This is a genomic window from Priestia sp. TRM10 (genome assembly GCF_057808375.1).
The window spans coordinates 67078-84699 of the sequence record NZ_JBJZOT010000002.1; the positions used below are offsets into that span (position 1 = coordinate 67078).

The window sequence follows — 17622 nt, forward strand, 5'->3', positions numbered from 1 at the left end:
TTTCATGGAGAAACAAGGAAGCGTTTCAATATGGTTAGGAAATCTTAAGGGAGAAGGGGACTTAGATGAATATGTTGCTTTAAAGTATGATGAGGATGGAGAGTCCCTGCCTTCCTTATTTTTCAGAGATTTTCATATTAATCATTATGAAACAGACGAAGATTTCTTTGAAGTGGAATGGTTAGGAGAGAGCAGCAAAGATGTTTCTAAGCTCTTAGAAGGCATATCATATGAGGAAGTTATTATTCCTAAAGTTAAGAAATATAGCGAACTTAATGGAACATATAACTCTATTATTCTCATTTATAACTTTGCGTATAGCGGTGAAGTACATAGGTCAGGGGAATTTGATTTCATTGGATGTACTAATTACAACTAAACGATGGAGGCAGGTTTATGGAAAATTGGGAGTACGATGAATTATTCCATACGATTAAAGAATTTTATGAAGAATTTATAGAAGAAAATAGAGGGTATCGGTATGCTGCGGCAAGATTAGCGAATGAATTCGATAATTTAGGTAAAGTAGAAGATGTTATTGCTGATACGGCTATTGGCGAGATTGTTATGACACACGAAAAAGTATTTGTCGGAACGGTTGAAGGAATTACAAAGAGGTTAAGCTCGTTTCCCTTAGAAGAAGCCATTGGAGAGTTATCGTTAGGTGAAGTTAAAGATTTATCTCAACGAATTGAGCGTGTCTTAAAAGGATTAAGGGAAGTAACGGTGGATTATAATCCGCGTGCGGAATAATACATAAATGATAAGGGTTGTTGATTATAAAACGTGAAAATCATAAGGTAGTTAAGATGGAAGTTACTTATATAGAATGATAGGAAAGCAAGCAAAAAGAGGATGTTCTGAAAAAGTAAAATATCCTCTTTTTACTAAACAGAGGTTATTCATTATAATATGGTGGTTCCTCTCCTGAAATAGAGTGAAGCGTCAATGAGTTTCTTGTAATCTCATAAGAAATTCGATGTTCTCCTTTTACTCCGTCTTTACTCCACTTTTCTATAAATTTAACCGAGTATGTATTTCTTATAATTTTCTTAGCTCTTGTTTCTCTTGTAATATCATATCCCTTTTCTTTTGAGTTTACTTTACCACTTTTATGAGGGAATTTGCTTGTAATAGAATGAGCATCTATTGCTGATGCTATCGCATCCTCTGCTGTAAATGGAGGGAGGGGCTGTGAAATAGTTGCAAAGTAAATAGAAGAACAGATAATAGGGAGGAGAGAAACGAGCAAAATGTATTTTATAGAACGACTCTCATCTTCTTGAGTTATTTGCCAATAGTCAACAAGCGCATACAGTATAGCTATGCCAGCAATACATAGCGCAACAAGTGTACTTTTCGAAACCACTCCACCTGTTAAAGCGCCTACTAATCCATGCAGTATAATATAAGTGAATGAGTTCAGGTTGAATTTATTTCGTAGGAGTTCAATAAGAACGGAAATGAGATTAGCATAAATTAAAATTACGGCGCCTACATAAAAACCATAAAGGAATAACCCTGATATAAATCCTTGCACTAGTTTGTAGTCAGTAACACTCGTTTCAATTGAACGAATCATATACAGAAAAGATAATAAGCATGAAACTAATAATGTTACAGCAACGGTGTTAAATAACTTTCTTGTCAGGGTTGATTTATTCAAGAAATTTCACCTCCTTGCAAGCTGAGTTTAACATAGGTATCTTTTCCTTTGTATAGGTAAAAGAGCAGGAGTTGTTTTAAAAGTAATACTTTGTAAATAAATAAACCCTATACTTTTTCGGTTAGAAAGCCCACCTCTAAAACATAGGGAACTTCAATTTTAAATAATTTATAGAAAATAGCACAAAATCAACCACTACTTTCCTATCAAAATGATTAATTTATGCTAAAATAATGCGTAGAAACAATATTTAAAGGAGATTTGGCATTGAAGGACAATAATACAATTAGCGGTTTTCATATTAAACATAGGACAGAAAATACAATAAAGGTACATCCTAAAAAATATAATTGGCACATTCCAAAAGCATTGCGCCATTTAGATATTCAACCAGGAGATATTGTACGAGCATGTGCAGGACCTGAGAATAAGGTATGTACAATTCTTGTTATGGAAGCGTTTCGGGAAGATATTGAAGTAGCAGGGAAAACGTATAAGCCTGTTGTAAGATTGGTTGAGAAAGCTCCCAATAGGAAGTGAAGTAGAAGTTATATGTGAATCCTTGGTCACATATCGAATGAGGCGTAGCCATCTTAGATGTTCAACTTTTAAAAATAAAAATTAATTTTTATACATAACTTCTCTTTTTGTAGTTCTAAAGTTACTTTTGATTTCTGTGGAGACGAGATAACAGAGACTTTCGGACTAGTAAACTTTATTCATTTTTCACGAAGTTCCTATTTTGGTCCCTATTTCCATTTGTGTTTATGTAAAATGTTATAGTATGGTAAAAATGGAAAAGGGAGTTCTGTTATGGGTACAATTCAAGCAGACTTAAATGAGCTTAAAAATCTTGAACAAAAAACCAAAAATACGAAAGCAAAAATAGATGCAATTCCAGGACAGCTTAGTTTTTCTTTGTCAGGAGTCCTTTCTGAATTAAGTGGGGTATGGAATGGAGAATTAGAGGGCCTGCAGCAGGAATTAGAGAAGAGCATTCGGGAGTATAGTGAAGAGTTAGGTAGAGCGGAGCAAGTTGTTTCAAAGACACATCAAGAGTTAAAAGCAGCGGATGAAGCTCTTCTTCAGGCACTAGGGCTAGATAGTGAAATTGCTCCTCAAAAAACGTCTAAAGAAAAAGCAGCAGGAGCAAGTAAGAAGAAAAAAGAGAAAGAAGAAGGAAATGCTTTTACACAATCGTTAAAAGGAATAGGTGATGGAGCAGGAGATGCCCTTTCAGATACATGGGATGGGATTGTTTCTTTTGCGAAACACCCTGTAGACAGCACCGTTGATACAGCCAAAGGAGTCTATGAAGCAGGAAAGCATCCCATTCGCACTTATAACACAGTAAAAGATGGAGTTGTCACTGCTGTAGATGAGAAACTTATCCATGGTGATGCTTATAGCCGCAGCCACTTTTTCTCTTATGCAGGGACAGAGATTGGACTTGCAGCTATTGGAGATAAAGGAGCAGGTTTAGCTGTTAAGGGAGCTTCTGGTAGTAAGAAGCTTCTAAAGGAAGCAGGTAAGAATGTAAAAGAAGCTCATAAAGCAACTGTGAAACAAAAGGTACCAGCTTTACAACCTGCAGTGGCAGGGGCGCGTAATATTCCACCCCGCAATGTTATTAACATGGATTATGTAAATAATCTTTTACAAAATCTTAAGGGGATGAATTGGAGCTTTTCTAAAGTATTACATATTTCAAAACAGCATGATTATGTTGCTCATGACGGTTACTATACACGTAAGGAATTACGTGCGACTATTGAGGATGCACAATATACAGAACATAATAGAAAGCATCTGAAGGCTAAGACAGACGAGCAAGCAAAGAGAATTAGCGAAACAGGTAAAAAGGCTGCCCAATACCTACCTCATATAAACAATAAGGAGTTAGAAAAAAAAGTTATGAGAGAGGGGAAAATTGTAGATGAGGGAAAAGGGGCTGTGTACTTTTTTCTGCAATTTGACGAACCTGTAGGGTATGATAATGGGAAACCAGCTTATTGGGTGCGAGCGGAATTAACAAACGTTGAACTGGACGGTGTTAGTACTTATCATGGACATCCTCGAAATGATAATAATATAAAAGGGTATCTACCAAAAATGGTAGATAGAGATACTTATTTTAAACAAAGGAGGAATTAATCATTGGGGAAAAAAGAATCTATACGCGATTTACAACCTTTGAATATCATGTTAGGTTGGAAAGCAACATATAATAACTTAACAAAAAATGAACAAAAAAATCGTTTTATTAATGGAACTTTACTTGAGTTAGAATACAAGTTAAACGATCAGAGATTAGCAGTACTGTCAGTTAAGGATGGATTTCAAATTGATTGGACTCGTTTGTCTAATTCTACTACTATTAAAAGTGTGATTGTTCAAAACCAAAAAACTTTGGTGTCTGAGCTAGAAAATATGATTTTTAATATTGACTATCGTACAGATACTAAGACGCCTTATAATTATATTCCTTTACGTCTTCCTTCAGGTTGGAAAGTACTTTATAATACATGTATTAATATAGATCCTGATACATTAAATGAGAAAGATGATCAGTGGCTTAACTTTACTGATGAATTACTTTTTCTAGGATATGATGATGGAAGAATTCTTATTGATATAGGATGGGAACCTGAGGCAAGTCCAGATGGTTACTATTCCCTTGGGCTTGTAATAGATGATGATTGGGAGAATCTCGAGAAACTTTTACATATTCGGCGACCTGAGAAATTAGTAGAAGCTATTGAAGATATTATGGTAGAGGTTGAAGAAGGGAAATATGATAAACCTCCTCATAATACTTGATGAAAAGAGTTTAACAGATCTCTACAAAATTTTTATTAAAGTATGATAAAAGGAGGTAGCGTAAGACGAGATTGGTTAGTTGGGACTTCCTTTCAATATAATACATCTTTTACAATTAGTCTAGAGGATGGACCGAATACCTGGTAGAAATCTAAAGACAAAGATAACTGATACATGAACATATAGAGATACCCTTATCTTTTATTAGATAGGGTATTTTTATGTTTTAAAGAGTACCACATGTACCACATCAATCACGAACCACAATTTCTCCATTTGACTACAAATAAAGTGTAGATTTGGGAGGTGAACAAGTTCTTCATAAATATTTAGGAGTGTTGAACATGAGATATATGAATGAAAGTATGAAACAGATTAATAAGGATATATTTGAAAAGATAAACATAGAGGCTGTTGATATTTTACCTATAGAAAACATTGTCACACCAAATATTGTAAATATTAACGAATGTTATATTCTTGACTTAGAGAACGAATTGAGTTCTAAAAATATCAATTGGAATAGACTAATGAAGATGCATGGGGACAGAACGGGATATGAAGCTTCATGTAATGAGCTTCGTATTAATGATTATGTAGATGATAACAAAACGAGAGATGAAATTTTAATTTATGGACTAAGGTCGTTACATAGTTGGAAGGATAAATTGAAACGAGATTATCCAAATCAAAAAATTGTTTTAATACTAAGTGTCAATGAGAAATTTGTTACTTTAAGATTTCACGCGAAACGAGAAGGGGAAAATTGGTTAAGTTCAGACTTAGAAAGATATCAAGAATCTATATTAGTAGAAGAGTTATAAGACAGATAGCTTTTTAATTAGTTAAAATCCCTCTCTTATACAACATATCCTTTAAGATTAGTAGAAATATAAAAATCCCACCTTTTATTAGATTAGGGAGTTTTATATTTGGAATTATTACAGTCAACAATCTAATCATATTTACTACAGCCCAGTCATTAGATGGATATAGTGGTACAAGTGAACGCTGGCTAGAGGTTATCTAATAGAGGAAGTAAATATACTCGGCATATAAGGACGTTAAACCATATTTAATTTAACAGGTGATAAAAATGTACAAAGAATTAGACAATCTTCTTGCTGCTTATACAACTGATGATGCATGAGATAATGATGGCTGTATAATTTAAGAAGCTTTACAACTCCTCAGAATGAATATGAAGAGCAGAATAGATAAAAAAATATACATTCAGTTCACATATACAAAGCCCACTTTGATAGGAATCAAGGTGGGCTTTATATTGTCCTTCATCATAAACAATTATTAGAAGGGAGTATCATATTGAAGTATATAGCGAGAGGTTCAGAAGTACGGGACAGTGCCTAAATCTACTAAATAAGTATTCCAAGAATATATGAATAAATCTAATAGTGGTTATGTGATCTCTGTAATAAATTTCCCACCTTATTCACACCTAAAAAGGAATGAAGAAGGCTATCTTAGATCACTCCTAGTCACAAAATCTTCAGTCCCTATTCTTTCTTGCTTTACCCTCATCTACAAAGTAAGAACTACATTTTTATAATAAAAAGAGCCTATCTAATTTAGATGGCTTTTTCTAAAAACAGGTTAATTAATGAGGCTTTAACTGTAAAAAAATGAATCTTAAGGAAAAAGTAAGAATTGTGTAAGAGAAAAGAGAACTTTGTTTTATATAATAAGAACATAAGTTGAAAGGAGAGAGTAAATGACATACATCTTAAAAACGAACCAACTTACAAAATCATTTAAAGGAAAAGAAGTTGTTTCTGGAGTTAATATGCACGTGAAAAAAGGGGAGATTTACGGATTTTTAGGCCCCAACGGTGCTGGTAAAACAACCATTATGAAAATGATTACTAATTTAATTAAACCAACAAGTGGGGAAATTGAGATTTTCGGTGAGAAACTAACAGAAACGTCATTTGAAGTTCTCAAGCGAATGGGAACCATTATTGAATATCCAATTTTCTATGACAACCTCACTGCTAAAGAAAATCTGTACTTCCATTGTGAATATATGGGATATTACGATAAGAAATCTATTGACCACGCTATCGAGCTTGTGAAACTCCATAATATCGAAAATAAAAAAGTTAAAGAGTTTTCATTAGGGATGAAACAAAGATTAGGAATCGCTCGAGCTATTTCAACGAAACCAGAACTTCTAGTTTTAGATGAGCCAATCAATGGACTAGATCCTATCGGTATAAAAGAACTAAGAGACCTTTTTAAATTACTTTGTAGGGAGTATGGAATCACCTTATTAGTTTCTAGCCATATTCTAGCCGAGATGGAACAGATGTCAGATACGGTTGGTATTATACAAAACGGTAAGTTAATTAAAGAAGTCTCTATGAAGAGTATTAACGGAAAGCAAACAGAGTATACAGAAGTGAAAGTTCAAAATATAAAGAAAGCCGTGTATATTTTAGAGCAAAAGTTAGGAATAAGAAACTTTAAAATTATTGGTGAACAGATCATCCGTATTTATGAAACCGTTTTGCCTCAGCAAGAAATCTCTAAAGTATTTGTTATGAATGACATTGGTATAGAAAGTATTAATAAAAAACATAGTTCATTAGAAGAGTATTTTTTAAGTTCAATGAATGGGGAAGGAATAAGCGTTTAATTTAGTTAGATTACCCTACACTGAAATTTTTAAAGATTAACAATAACCAAATTTTATATAAGTGTTTTTACTAGGGTTCATCTTTTTAAACTTAAGAAGCCTTAGATAGAGCATCTTAAATTCCACCACTGGAGGCTATTTAAAATGTTGAAACTTATGAAGTTAGAGTATCAGAAACATCACTTGTCACAGTATTTTAAAATGGTAGCAATTTGGATTTTAGTTATCTTTGGATTGGTTGCTCTTATGGGATGGGGATCCAGAAATGAAATAGAGCCTATGTTTCCTACTTACACAGATTTTATGACTTTAACTAATATCTTTATTCGAATTGTATTTATTACGTTCTCCGCTGTACTTTTATCTCGTTTAGTCATTGATGAATATAAAAATAAAACCATTCATTTGCTATTTACTTATCCTTTACAAAGAAAAAAGTTAATGCAAGCTAAATTACTGATTGTATTAATCTTCTGTTTTGTAAGTATTGTTATGGCTACTTTTGTTATTAGTTTGCTAATTTTCTTCGTCAGTCCTCATTTATATTTAGTTGAGAACCCTGTTAAGATGAATGAAATTATTTCTACTATACCCTCAACTCTTATTAACGCTGTTATGATGGCTGGTATAAGTCTAATTCCTTTATTTTTTGGTATGAGAAAGAAATCAACTGCCGCTACAATTACATGGGCTGTCATAATTGGTCTCTTGATTAACTCGACGGTTTCCACTGGGGGAGAGGAATTCAGTTTAAGTCAGTTTATCGTAATTCCTGCTATACTATGTTTATTTGGGCTTTTAATTGGCTACCTTTCTTATTGCAAAGTGGATAAAATTGATGTGCTATAAATAAAAACATAATGACTTTTACTATGTAGTCAGGGGGGAAGAGAATTGAAAAAAGTGATCGGAACTGTTGCAGCACTCGCTGTTGTTGGAGTTGTTGCTTTTGGTGTCTATACATATAGTGCAGAGGCGAAAAGTTTTAAAAAAAGTAAATCTTATAATGCAGAGAAGATTGAAACACTAGAAGTATATAGTGATTCATGGGATGTGAGGTTTCAAGAGAGTAGTTCAAACAAAGTAACGGTTTCTGCTAAAGGTAAACAAAAAGAGGATAATCCTGTTACATTCAAAAAAGATGGAGCAGCACTAGTCATTAAACAAAAAGATCAAGGAAACGCTGGCTTTTTGGGAGGTTTTACTTTTGGTAAGAAAGGCACCGTTTATATTAATCTCCCCAAAGGAGACGTAAACAATATTGAATTAACTAATAAAGATGGCAATATAGAAATGAGTGGAATTTCAACTCATCATATTGTAGTGAAAAACAATGCTGGGGATGGGAAAATTAAAGGTGTTTCGGCTACTACAGGGAAGTTTGTATCAGAGGATGGAGCATTAAGTGTTGAAGATAGTTCTGTTGAAAAGTTAAATATCACGTCTACAAGCGGTGATAACTATCTGAAAGATGTAAGTAGTTCTATGATAAAGGTTACCTCAAAAGATGGAGTAGTTTCAATTAAGGATATAAATGAAGGGAAATCCTTAGGGGTAGAGACTGAAGCAGGTGACATTGAAGTTTCTTATAAAAAGGCTCCAACTTCCCTAGCAGTTGCTGCTAAGAGTAAATCTGATATAACGATTAATCTAGATAGACTGAAGAAAAGTAAGAATACCAAGGAACTGAAAAAAGGGAAAATTGGCGAGGGAACTAATAAGTTAAGTCTATCAAGTGAGGATGGAGCGATAAATGTAGCAAACTAACGATTAAGAAGTTTGTAAAGAAATTTGCGAATTAAATACTGACATGAAAGAGTTTGTTCATCCTTTTTTAAGATAAAGAGAACAACACTAGGCAACCAATTTTCGCTACTGTAGTGAAGAATGGTTGCCTTGTTTATTTGGACCTTAAATAACATTTTATGAAATATATAATAATTTTGGATAAAAAAGGTTTATAATGAAACTGAAATATTTATTAAAAAATTGGTGTTTATGGTGAAACAAGAATATTAATCTATATAAAAGATTTGAGGAGTGGAAAGCTTTGAGTCACAAAATATTAATTGTAGAAGACGATCCATTTATAAGCGATATGGTTAATGAAAGTTTAAGAAAGGAAGGATTTGAAGTTACAGCGGCTTTTGATGGGGAAGAAGCTTTAGAGATATTGAACACTCAAACATTTGACGTTATATTACTTGATCTTATGCTGCCGAAAATAGATGGTATGGAATGTCTAAGAATGATTCGTTCTAAAAGCATGGTTCCAGTTCTTATTATGTCCGCAAAAGATGAAGATGTCGATAAAGCACTTGGACTTGGCCTTGGAGCAGATGATTATATTGCCAAACCTTTTTCTATGCTTGAAGTAGTAGCTAGAATTAAGGCAACGATTAGAAGAGAGAGACACTATAAGAGTTCCCAAGCACCAGAGGCAGGAAAGGAAGAAAGAAAAAACAAGACTGTGAGAATAGGAGATTTGAGTGTTGATATAGATGGGTTTTCTGTGAAAAAACGCGATAAAAAGATTAATCTTACGGCAAAAGAATTTAATATTTTAAAACTACTTGTTTCCAATCCTTCGCAAGTATATACCAAGTCTCAACTTTATAAAGCTGTATGGGAAGATGACTATCACGGAGATGAGAATGTAATTAATGTCCATATTAGACGACTTAGGGAGAAAATTGAGGACAATCCATCGCATCCAAATTACATAACGACGTTGTGGGGGATTGGTTATAAGTTAGGGGATTTGTAAAATGTTTTATCTGGTGATCATCTTATTAATATGCTCTGTAGGTATAAATATCATTCTTTTCCGAAGTCGAGTAAATCAAAGAGCTGAAGTTAAATACATAAGGAATAAGCTTGAAAAAATTGTTAGTGAAGAAACAGGCGAGAGGTTATTGCTTTACACGAACGATAAATATATACAATCCTTGTTAATACAAATAAATCGTCTTTTAGACCACAATCAAAAGGTCATAGGGAATTATAACAGTATAGAGCTTTCAATGAGGAAAATGCTATCAAATATTTCCCACGATTTAAAGACGCCTCTAACCGTTATTCTAGGTTATATTGAAATTATAATTAATGATAAAAACTTAACTCAAGAAAAGATTATGAATTTATTAAAAACCGTTAATTTAAAAACTGTAGAAGTCTTAGATTTAATAAACCGCTTTTTTGAACTTGTAAAACTAGAGTCCGGAGATAAGAAATTAAGCTCTTCAAGAATTGATATATGTGAAATTAGCCGCAAAATCATATTGGACTATTACGAAATTTTAATAAATAAGGAATTCGAAGTCGTTATTGATATCCCAGAAGAACCTGTCTTTGTTAGCGGAGATGAAGGTGCTATTGAGAGGGTTCTCAATAATTTAATTTCCAATGCTGTTCAATATGGAGCACATGGTAAAATGATTGGTTTAAAGATTAGCATAACGGAACAGGATGTTTGCGTAGAAGTGTCAGACAAAGGAAAAGGGATAAATGAATCACATAAAGATCGAGTCTTTGAACGCATGTATACTTTGGAGGACTCAAGGAATACCCATTATCAAGGAAGCGGATTAGGACTAACCATTACTAAAAGGTTAGTAGAGCAAATGGGAGGAAGTATATTTTTAAATAGTATACCCTTTGAAAAGACAACTTTTACGGTATGTCTAAAACGTCTTAAGTTTTAGTAACAGAAAATTATGAGGAGCCTTTATCAAAGACAACTTATTTTTTAGTATTAATTATACTCTAGATGAGGGAATGGCTTCTCATAAATAGGGATAGTAAGTATATTTAGAAGCGCCAACATATTTGGAAAAGTGTTGCTAGTATTAATATATGATACTTAACAGGTTTTTAATGAATTTTAGATACCGTTTCATAAGGCAAGAGGCTAGTTTGAGAGATGAGGTAATCGGAAATGGGAGAAAGTAAATAAGGGTCTCTATATTTAAAAGGAGGTAATAAGATTTGAAGCCAAAAGCTATAGAAAAACTTATATTTGCTCTAGTAGGAATTCTTCTTGCCTTATTTCTTTTTGCTTGGAATCCTATAGGATTATCCACCTCAACTAGTAGATGGATTATAGCGGGTTACATAGTATTGTATGCTATTTATGGATCTATAATAGATATTATTAAATCAAAAAAAGGAGGAACAGATTAAATTGTTCTTCCTTTTATGTTATTATATCCCTGTGGTATATTTTAACATTAACTATAATACTTTCCTTAGTGTTAGTTAGTACATATACCAAGTATCATCAAATTATATTTAGGATGGTGATGAAATTGGGGATTAGCTCGATTTTTTTACTAGGTATGATTGGAATTATGCTGTTATTAGTCTTTAGAGGAAAAGTTCTTTCTACAGTAAAACAAGAAAGCAGATTGGTAAAAAGTCTACAACAAAAATCTTGGTTTCATAATCCATATACAAGCGGCCTTGTATTGTTTCTATGGAATACTTTGATGACAGCTATTGTGGCTTTGTTGATCTTTGCACTTATGATGACAGAAATTTATATTCCTTATCTACATATTGTGATTTTTGGATTAGGGACACTAGCATGCATCCTGGCGTGGGCAACGTTTAGTGCAGCTTGGGTTGGTTCTAAGAAAAGTCGACTCACAATGGCTAGTATCGGAAGTAGCTTTTATGTCCTATTAGGTATGTATGGATTGTATGAATTCATCACATTAAAACCTTCTTACCCTGGAGAAGATGTATTTATGGCTGCTTTAGGCTTTATGGGGGTTATGGTTGTTGCTGCGGTAGCGTTGATGACTTGTTTTTTATTCCTTGGATTTCAACAAAAGAGAGCAGCACATTAATAAACTAAAGAGAAAAGGGACCCTAATTTTAGAGTCCCTTTTCTCATTAAGACCTAAAAAACTTCTACATAATTCAACGAAAATAAAGCTAAATGAATTAAAAATCCCTCACTAGTCAAAAAACAACCAGTGAGGGATTTCATTCAATTTTTTCAAGCTATCTTACAGCTTAGCCGCCATCTCTTCCAACTTTCGATAATCTGCTTTCCCGCTTCCAAGCAGTGGTACTGAATCAATCGTATGAATTTGACTCGGTATATAGAGGGAAGACACTTTTTTACTCTTAATAAATTTTCGAAGCTCCTTGCTGTCAACATCTTGAACCGTAGTATAGAGAATGATTTTTTCTCCTTTTCGCTTATCCTGAACGCTGACCGCATAGAAATTGGAGTCACCAAAACATTGGAAAGCTAGATCTTCAACTCCGTTGAGCGACACCATTTCACCGGCAATTTTGGAGAAACGTTTTAAGCGAGAAAGGATATGAAGATAACCTTCCTCATCAATTTTCGCAATATCACCTGTATTGTACCATTCGCTACTCGGAATAAATCCTTCATTATGAATCATATAGCCTTTCATAACGTTAGGCCCTTTCACAAGCAAGTTTCCGCCTTCTGTAATGCCTTCAACTTTCTCGATTTTGGCATCCATTAAAGGAAGAATCTTTCCAACGCTGCCGAATTTATTGTACGTTGGCGTGTTTAGCGCAATAATGGGAGACGTTTCGGTTGCCCCGTAGCCTTGCAGAATTTCAATCGAGAATTTCTTTTTATACGTTTCGAACACGTCTTCTTTTAATTTCTCTCCACCAGCAATTACATATTTTAATGATGCAAAATCGTCCGGCTCCGCATATTTGGCATACTGATCAAAGAACGTATTTGTCGCAATCGTAATCGTGCTCTTATGCTTCTTAATCATTTTCGGAATTTCTTTATAATGAAGCGGTGACGGATAAAGAAACGCTTTTATATTAAAAATAAGCGGCAAAATAATGCACACCGTCATTCCGAAAGAATGAAAGAGTGGAAGCGGATTGAAAATCTTATCGTCTTCCGTAATATCAATCACTTCAAGCGCTTGCTTAATGTTGGCGTATACATTGCGGTGCGACAAAACAACGCCTTTTGGCTTGCTTTCGGTCCCTGACGTAAACAGAATCACTTCTTCTTTGGAAGCTTTTACAGGGCAAGATATTTTTGTTTCGAGAAACCCTTTGATTTTATGTGAAAGGGCAAGATTGTCTTTTAAATCTTCTACATAAACAATATGTACTTTCTTCTCCATTTCCTCAATGACCATACTAAGTCCCGCCACTTTGATAAACGTTTTTGAGGTAATTACCGTTTTCAAAGAAGTTGTCTCAATACAATCCAATAAGCTTTGTGCGCCCATTGAAAAATTCAAGATACACGGGACTTGCCCGTTTTTAAACAGGGAAAATAGCGCAATGGCTTGCCCTGTAACATTCGGTAGGAAAAGACCAACTCTTTCTTCACCGTTTGTTGCTTGTAAAATCTTCTGACTTAAAACATTTACGCTTAATAAAACCTTTTTATATGTTAAGGCACCGTTTACATCCTCTAAAATGACTTTCTTCGGATTTTTCTTTGCCTGTGTCCTCAGCTCTTTGTACAAATTAATTCTCTCTGGTATCTCTAAAACCACGATAAACCCCTCCACAATAACTACTTTTCTTATATCATATGTATTTACTCCAGGCTCTATCATACCTGTTTCTTTTCATCTCAACAAGGGGTGTTGGAATTACAGTATAAATTAGGATTTAATAAGGTAAATCAGAAAGGAGGGAGAGTTCATTGCAGAAGGAAAGGGAAGCTTTATTACACAGTCTGTTTTTATGGTGAAATATTTTATAAAAGTATATTACTGGTGATTAAGTTGTTTATCATTGAAAAGTGAAAAATTTAAAATCTTAATCATGTAGAAGGGAGGAAAGTGTAATGAAGGATAGAATGGAGAGGAGACTTTCATATCTTATTAGTGGCGAAACATTTGCGATCATCATCTTTCCTATTATTTATGCTGTATCCTTCTTCGCTTATCAGGATGTGAAACTGCACTTTTTATTTTCTTTTTGGCTTTCATTCTTTCTGTTAGAATTCATATTGCTGCAAGGTTCGCTTTATTGGCGTGTGAAGCTAAAACAGTTGAAAAAAGAAGCTTCTATTATACTTCCACAGAGAGTCGTTCGAACATTGCAAGTCCTCGAAAAGGTAAATGGAGGATTACTTCTCCTTACGCTGCTTTTCTTTGTGATTGATATCTTCATATGGTGTCCTAATGTACCTTTTAAAGAACTGTCGATCACAGGATGTATTTTCATTTTTGCATTTCTTGAATATGTCAACTACTTTTATATACAGCTTTCATATGATAATATCTCTGATTTTAAGTTTCTTATAAAAACGAGACGATTAAAAGAAGCATACATAAAGAAGGGTGTTAGAAGAGGCTCTTCAGGGTGAAAGGACTAATAGGGCTTTCTAGTTTCTTTCTCTATAGATTGATAATTTCCCTATTACCATCGGGCTAATTAGAGGGATTGGATAATTAGTTTGTGTTAAATAGAAAAGGGAGAATTTTTTTATGATATTATTGAGGAGAGAATTATAGAGAAGGATGATACAATGCAGAATAAAAAATATTCATTATATAAAAACGGAGTATACCTACATGACTTCGATACTATGAAGACTTGCTCTACCTGGCTAGAGAACATTATAGGAGGGTCCTTATATCAAGGTCTAAGTAGAATTAGAGATGGAAAATGGGTACCTAAGGAAGATTCTCAACTATTTGGCTATGAGGTTAAAACAAATATTGAGTAATAACTATGTGCAGAGCAGAGGCTCTGCTTTTTTATACCTTTTTATTGAGTTAGGGGAAAAGGTAAATTTGCTGGAATTGATAGATTTTCTAGATTACAGAGCAAGGCATTGCGCCAGCTCTTTTTTTATGCTTAAGAAAGGGGCATAAACTATTTATAGTGAGAAGGGCTTTAATTGTAAGGGTTGTTGTTCTTGTATAAGGATTAAATTTACTTTTATGGTATTATATACATATGTCTCTATTTAGTTAGATAATAAAGTATTGAATAAGGTAATACAACGAAAGGAAGTTTTTATGGAAAGACGATATAATTTGTGGTCCTTTTATTTATGCTTAACATGTTTAATATTTTCATTGAGCTTAGTTTTTTCAAATTGGTCAGTAGCTCCGCCTACTTATATTCTTTGGATATTTGCCCTAATAGCCTTTATTTTTGGGCTTTTCGGATTTGAAGATAAAACAAATAAGTGGTCAAGAGTAAGAAGTGTATTTACTTTTATATTCTCATCATTGCTTTCCCTCATTCTCTTTCTTGGGGTACTTCGTGTGTTGTTTATCGCAGAGGACTTGTTTAAAACAATCTATTCCCCTGATCACAACTATAAAATAGAATTTTACCTTATCAATGGTGGAGCCACAACATCGTTTGATGTGTTAGGAAAATTAGATGGTCCACTATGGTTTGAGAAAACAGTTTACGATGATTATAGAATGGATCATGCTGATGCGAAGTGGATAAATAATCATACGATCTCGATAAACAATCATATTTTGGATTTGAAAAAAGGAGAAACATATTCTGATTGAGGGGAAGCTTCCACCTTCTTTAATTATTGGATGGGGGAATGCAATAACGAAAACAGTCATTTCTCTATGGAATAGCTGTTTTTTATCCTTCTTATAAGAATTTCACTGTAGTACTATTTGAAGTTTAATAGTTTCTCAGAGATCTTTAATTCACATCAAACAGTCTAAATGAAGGGCGAGGATGAATTGAAAAAGAAACGTTGGATTTTCGCATTGATTGTAGTGATAGCTGCTATTGGTTTTTACAGCTTTATAAAGTTTAATCCGCCTATAGAAGTAAATACACTAGGTATGAGTCAAAATCATAAATCAGTTGTTGTCGGAATTGGCAACACAGGATTTAGTAAAATGAAGATATTAAATGTCTCGGTCAACAATAATGAAAAACCTGTAGAAGCTAAGGTGCAGGTTAGTAACGATTCCAAAGGATTGGTTATAACTGAAGATTTCGATAGTAAAGAAGCAAGAGAGTTTGGATTTACAAATATAAAGGATGTAACCATTCCAACTAAAACATCTTTCTCTGATCGAGAGAAAGATTCGGATAACAAAAATGATAAACTTTATGGAGTCAGTGCCCTGCATAATAAAGCAATCCATAAAATTTACATAAAGTATCGTTATCTTGGGATATCGTTTGAAGAAAAGGTTTCTGTTGATTTTTGAGAATGTTAGGATGGATAACTATTTAGAGTTCTAAATGAATTATATACTTTATATAAAACCCCTATGAATATTACGCATTTAAAGGAGAACGGAATGAAAATAGCATTGTTAAATGCAATTAACGAAGAGTTTGAAATGTTACCTGAAGCATTTGGAGGACCTGTTAATATTGAGGAAGTAACACAAGCTGAAGATGAGCTAAAAGTGAAACTACCAGAGGATTTTAAACAGTTTCTTTTGAAATATGGTTCAGGAGCAGTTAGTGAAGCCATTGTCTTAGGATTGAGAGAGGCAGAGTTTGTTGCAACACCCTCATTTGTAGAGAAATCTCTACAATTTAGAAGTAAAGGGTATGAGAATTTTGTTGTTATTGGAATAGATGGTGCAGGGAATCCAATAGGTTTTAATTATCCCTATACAGAAATAATGACATTTGACTTTAATTTTGGAGAAAAAGAAATTATCGCTACCAGTTTTGAAGAGTATTTAGAACAAGCCATCCGTGAAGAATTGAATCTCCATTTTTAATGGAGGGTTTATTTTAAAAGGGCTTAAGAAAAAGGATTGAAGAAATGACCGTTAATAAAATAGTGAATACAGAATAAGAATCCTCTCCTTGAAAAATGGGAGTGATAATATGGAATTGATGGGATGGTTTCAGTGTGGTTGAATCCCTACAGAATCTTGAAGAGTATGTTGATATAAAATATACAGAAGATGGAGATGCAATAGATTCGAAGTTTGGTATGAACTTTGAATTTGGCTATTATCATGAAGATAACATTGAAATTTGTTTTTACGAAGACCCCAAAAATAATATAGAAGATATTTTAAGTGATTTTTTTATAGTGAACTAGTTATCCCTAGAATAAAAGAATTAATAAATGGTGAGAGATTCCAATTATCTTTTTAATATTAATTTTAATAAAGTGTTAAGAAAAACAGGATCCTTTTAAAGAAATCCTGTTTTTTATAATGATTAGATATTAACTCACTTTGTCTTTTTATATTCTGAAAGTTCCATCGAACAATTATTATTTACTCCTCTCGTTTCTCTTACTAGCAGATCTTCTTTCTCTGTAACAAGCAAGATTGTCGGATTCATTACAATACCTTTTGTTTTTACTTCCTGTAAAAATTTGTCCACATAACACACATCTTTTTATATTTCTTTTACTTATATTTACTAAGTTGTTTAATTCCCACCAGAGATATCCTTCTCATCATAAAACGTTCGTTATAGGAATATGATTACAAAAAACTTCTTCATACCTTTCGTGGTTAAGTAAATCCAGTGTTCT

At 33.4% G+C, this 17622-nt stretch carries 20 protein-coding genes and 1 pseudogene; 18 read left to right on the top strand and 3 right to left on the bottom strand.

The window, feature by feature from the left end:
• Positions 1–4: 4 nt before the first annotated feature.
• Positions 5–379, top strand: coding sequence for an immunity 22 family protein (locus ACK3CR_RS00415; RefSeq protein ID WP_488974534.1), 375 nt, complete (start codon positions 5–7; stop codon positions 377–379).
• A 17-nt stretch (positions 380–396) separates the two neighbouring features.
• A complete protein-coding gene (locus ACK3CR_RS00420) occupies positions 397–753 on the top strand; it encodes an Imm3 family immunity protein (RefSeq protein WP_430240615.1) in 357 nt (118 codons plus the stop codon).
• Positions 754–898: 145 nt separating this feature from the next.
• On the opposite strand, the gene ACK3CR_RS00425 is transcribed toward ACK3CR_RS00420, so the two are convergent.
• Positions 899–1666, bottom strand: a complete 768-nt coding sequence (locus tag ACK3CR_RS00425; RefSeq protein WP_488974535.1) for a hypothetical protein — start codon at positions 1664–1666, stop codon at positions 899–901.
• Between the two features lie 267 nt (positions 1667–1933).
• Here ACK3CR_RS00425 and ACK3CR_RS00430 point away from each other — a divergent pair, with 267 nt between their 5' ends.
• The 11 genes from ACK3CR_RS00430 to ACK3CR_RS00480 all read left to right on the top strand — a co-directional run bounded on the left by ACK3CR_RS00430 (position 1934) and on the right by ACK3CR_RS00480 (position 11992).
• Positions 1934–2206: a DUF5839 family protein gene (locus tag ACK3CR_RS00430; RefSeq protein WP_243510040.1), complete on the top strand. Its 273-nt coding sequence runs from the start codon at positions 1934–1936 to the stop codon at positions 2204–2206.
• Between the two features lie 273 nt (positions 2207–2479).
• On the top strand, positions 2480–3820 hold the full coding sequence (locus ACK3CR_RS00435; protein WP_328123997.1) for a hypothetical protein: 1341 nt from the start codon (positions 2480–2482) through the stop codon (positions 3818–3820).
• A gap of 3 nt (positions 3821–3823) precedes the next feature.
• On the top strand, positions 3824–4486 hold the full coding sequence (locus ACK3CR_RS00440; RefSeq protein ID WP_328123998.1) for a hypothetical protein: 663 nt from the start codon (positions 3824–3826) through the stop codon (positions 4484–4486).
• Between the two features lie 344 nt (positions 4487–4830).
• Complete coding sequence (locus ACK3CR_RS00445) at positions 4831–5310, top strand: hypothetical protein (protein WP_328123999.1); 480 nt, start codon at positions 4831–4833, stop codon at positions 5308–5310.
• Between the two features lie 908 nt (positions 5311–6218).
• Entirely contained in the window at positions 6219–7142 is a 924-nt protein-coding gene (locus ACK3CR_RS00450; RefSeq protein WP_328124000.1) for an ABC transporter ATP-binding protein, read from the top strand.
• A gap of 144 nt (positions 7143–7286) precedes the next feature.
• On the top strand, positions 7287–7991 hold the full coding sequence (locus tag ACK3CR_RS00455; RefSeq protein WP_488974536.1) for an ABC transporter permease: 705 nt from the start codon (positions 7287–7289) through the stop codon (positions 7989–7991).
• Between the two features lie 54 nt (positions 7992–8045).
• Positions 8046–8909, top strand: a complete 864-nt coding sequence (locus ACK3CR_RS00460; protein ID WP_328124030.1) for a DUF4097 family beta strand repeat-containing protein — start codon at positions 8046–8048, stop codon at positions 8907–8909.
• A 283-nt stretch (positions 8910–9192) separates the two neighbouring features.
• Positions 9193–9909 carry a winged helix-turn-helix domain-containing protein gene (locus ACK3CR_RS00465; protein ID WP_488974537.1) on the top strand — a complete coding sequence of 239 codons (717 nt, stop codon included), beginning with the start codon at positions 9193–9195 and terminating at the stop codon, positions 9907–9909.
• 1 nt (position 9910) lies between these two features.
• On the top strand, positions 9911–10846 hold the full coding sequence (locus tag ACK3CR_RS00470) for a sensor histidine kinase (protein ID WP_328124003.1): 936 nt from the start codon (positions 9911–9913) through the stop codon (positions 10844–10846).
• A gap of 283 nt (positions 10847–11129) precedes the next feature.
• A complete protein-coding gene (locus ACK3CR_RS00475; RefSeq protein WP_243510019.1) occupies positions 11130–11324 on the top strand; it encodes a hypothetical protein in 195 nt (64 codons plus the stop codon).
• 119 nt (positions 11325–11443) lie between these two features.
• On the top strand, positions 11444–11992 hold the full coding sequence (locus tag ACK3CR_RS00480; RefSeq protein ID WP_328124004.1) for a hypothetical protein: 549 nt from the start codon (positions 11444–11446) through the stop codon (positions 11990–11992).
• A 162-nt stretch (positions 11993–12154) separates the two neighbouring features.
• On the opposite strand, the gene ACK3CR_RS00485 is transcribed toward ACK3CR_RS00480, so the two are convergent.
• Positions 12155–13663: an AMP-binding protein gene (locus ACK3CR_RS00485; RefSeq protein ID WP_328124005.1), complete on the bottom strand. Its 1509-nt coding sequence runs from the start codon at positions 13661–13663 to the stop codon at positions 12155–12157.
• Between the two features lie 296 nt (positions 13664–13959).
• Between ACK3CR_RS00485 and ACK3CR_RS00490 the strand changes: the two genes are divergently transcribed.
• The 5 genes and pseudogenes from ACK3CR_RS00490 to ACK3CR_RS00510 form a co-directional block, all read left to right on the top strand.
• Positions 13960–14484, top strand: coding sequence for a general stress protein (locus ACK3CR_RS00490; RefSeq protein ID WP_328124006.1), 525 nt, complete (start codon positions 13960–13962; stop codon positions 14482–14484).
• A gap of 658 nt (positions 14485–15142) precedes the next feature.
• Positions 15143–15655, top strand: coding sequence for a DUF5412 family protein (locus ACK3CR_RS00495; protein ID WP_243510010.1), 513 nt, complete (start codon positions 15143–15145; stop codon positions 15653–15655).
• Positions 15656–15841: 186 nt separating this feature from the next.
• Positions 15842–16321 (top strand): hypothetical protein, encoded by a 480-nt coding sequence (locus ACK3CR_RS00500; RefSeq protein ID WP_243510009.1) that lies wholly within the window; start codon positions 15842–15844, stop codon positions 16319–16321.
• A gap of 93 nt (positions 16322–16414) precedes the next feature.
• Positions 16415–16849 (top strand): SMI1/KNR4 family protein, encoded by a 435-nt coding sequence (locus ACK3CR_RS00505; protein ID WP_243510006.1) that lies wholly within the window; start codon positions 16415–16417, stop codon positions 16847–16849.
• A 134-nt stretch (positions 16850–16983) separates the two neighbouring features.
• Positions 16984–17213: pseudogene (locus ACK3CR_RS00510) on the top strand (immunity 22 family protein); the annotation flags it as partial.
• A gap of 99 nt (positions 17214–17312) precedes the next feature.
• Here ACK3CR_RS00510 and ACK3CR_RS00515 read toward each other — a convergent pair.
• Positions 17313–17468 (bottom strand): hypothetical protein, encoded by a 156-nt coding sequence (locus tag ACK3CR_RS00515; RefSeq protein WP_243510002.1) that lies wholly within the window; start codon positions 17466–17468, stop codon positions 17313–17315.
• Positions 17469–17622 lie beyond the last annotated feature (154 nt).

Bases quoted from the DNA above. Each gene is read 5' to 3' on its own strand.
- ACK3CR_RS00415 (WP_488974534.1), top strand. From the start codon at position 5: ATGGAGAAACAAGGAAGCGTTTCAATATGGTTAGGAAATCTTAAGGGA.
- ACK3CR_RS00420 (WP_430240615.1), top strand. From the start codon at position 397: ATGGAAAATTGGGAGTACGATGAATTATTCCATACGATTAAAGAATTT.
- ACK3CR_RS00435 (WP_328123997.1), top strand. From the start codon at position 2,480: ATGGGTACAATTCAAGCAGACTTAAATGAGCTTAAAAATCTTGAACAA.
- ACK3CR_RS00445 (WP_328123999.1), top strand. From the start codon at position 4,831: ATGAGATATATGAATGAAAGTATGAAACAGATTAATAAGGATATATTT.
- ACK3CR_RS00450 (WP_328124000.1), top strand. From the start codon at position 6,219: ATGACATACATCTTAAAAACGAACCAACTTACAAAATCATTTAAAGGA.
- ACK3CR_RS00455 (WP_488974536.1), top strand. From the start codon at position 7,287: ATGTTGAAACTTATGAAGTTAGAGTATCAGAAACATCACTTGTCACAG.
- ACK3CR_RS00470 (WP_328124003.1), top strand. From the start codon at position 9,911: ATGTTTTATCTGGTGATCATCTTATTAATATGCTCTGTAGGTATAAAT.
- ACK3CR_RS00480 (WP_328124004.1), top strand. From the start codon at position 11,444: ATGAAATTGGGGATTAGCTCGATTTTTTTACTAGGTATGATTGGAATT.
- ACK3CR_RS00490 (WP_328124006.1), top strand. From the start codon at position 13,960: ATGAAGGATAGAATGGAGAGGAGACTTTCATATCTTATTAGTGGCGAA.
- ACK3CR_RS00495 (WP_243510010.1), top strand. From the start codon at position 15,143: ATGGAAAGACGATATAATTTGTGGTCCTTTTATTTATGCTTAACATGT.
- ACK3CR_RS00505 (WP_243510006.1), top strand. From the start codon at position 16,415: ATGAAAATAGCATTGTTAAATGCAATTAACGAAGAGTTTGAAATGTTA.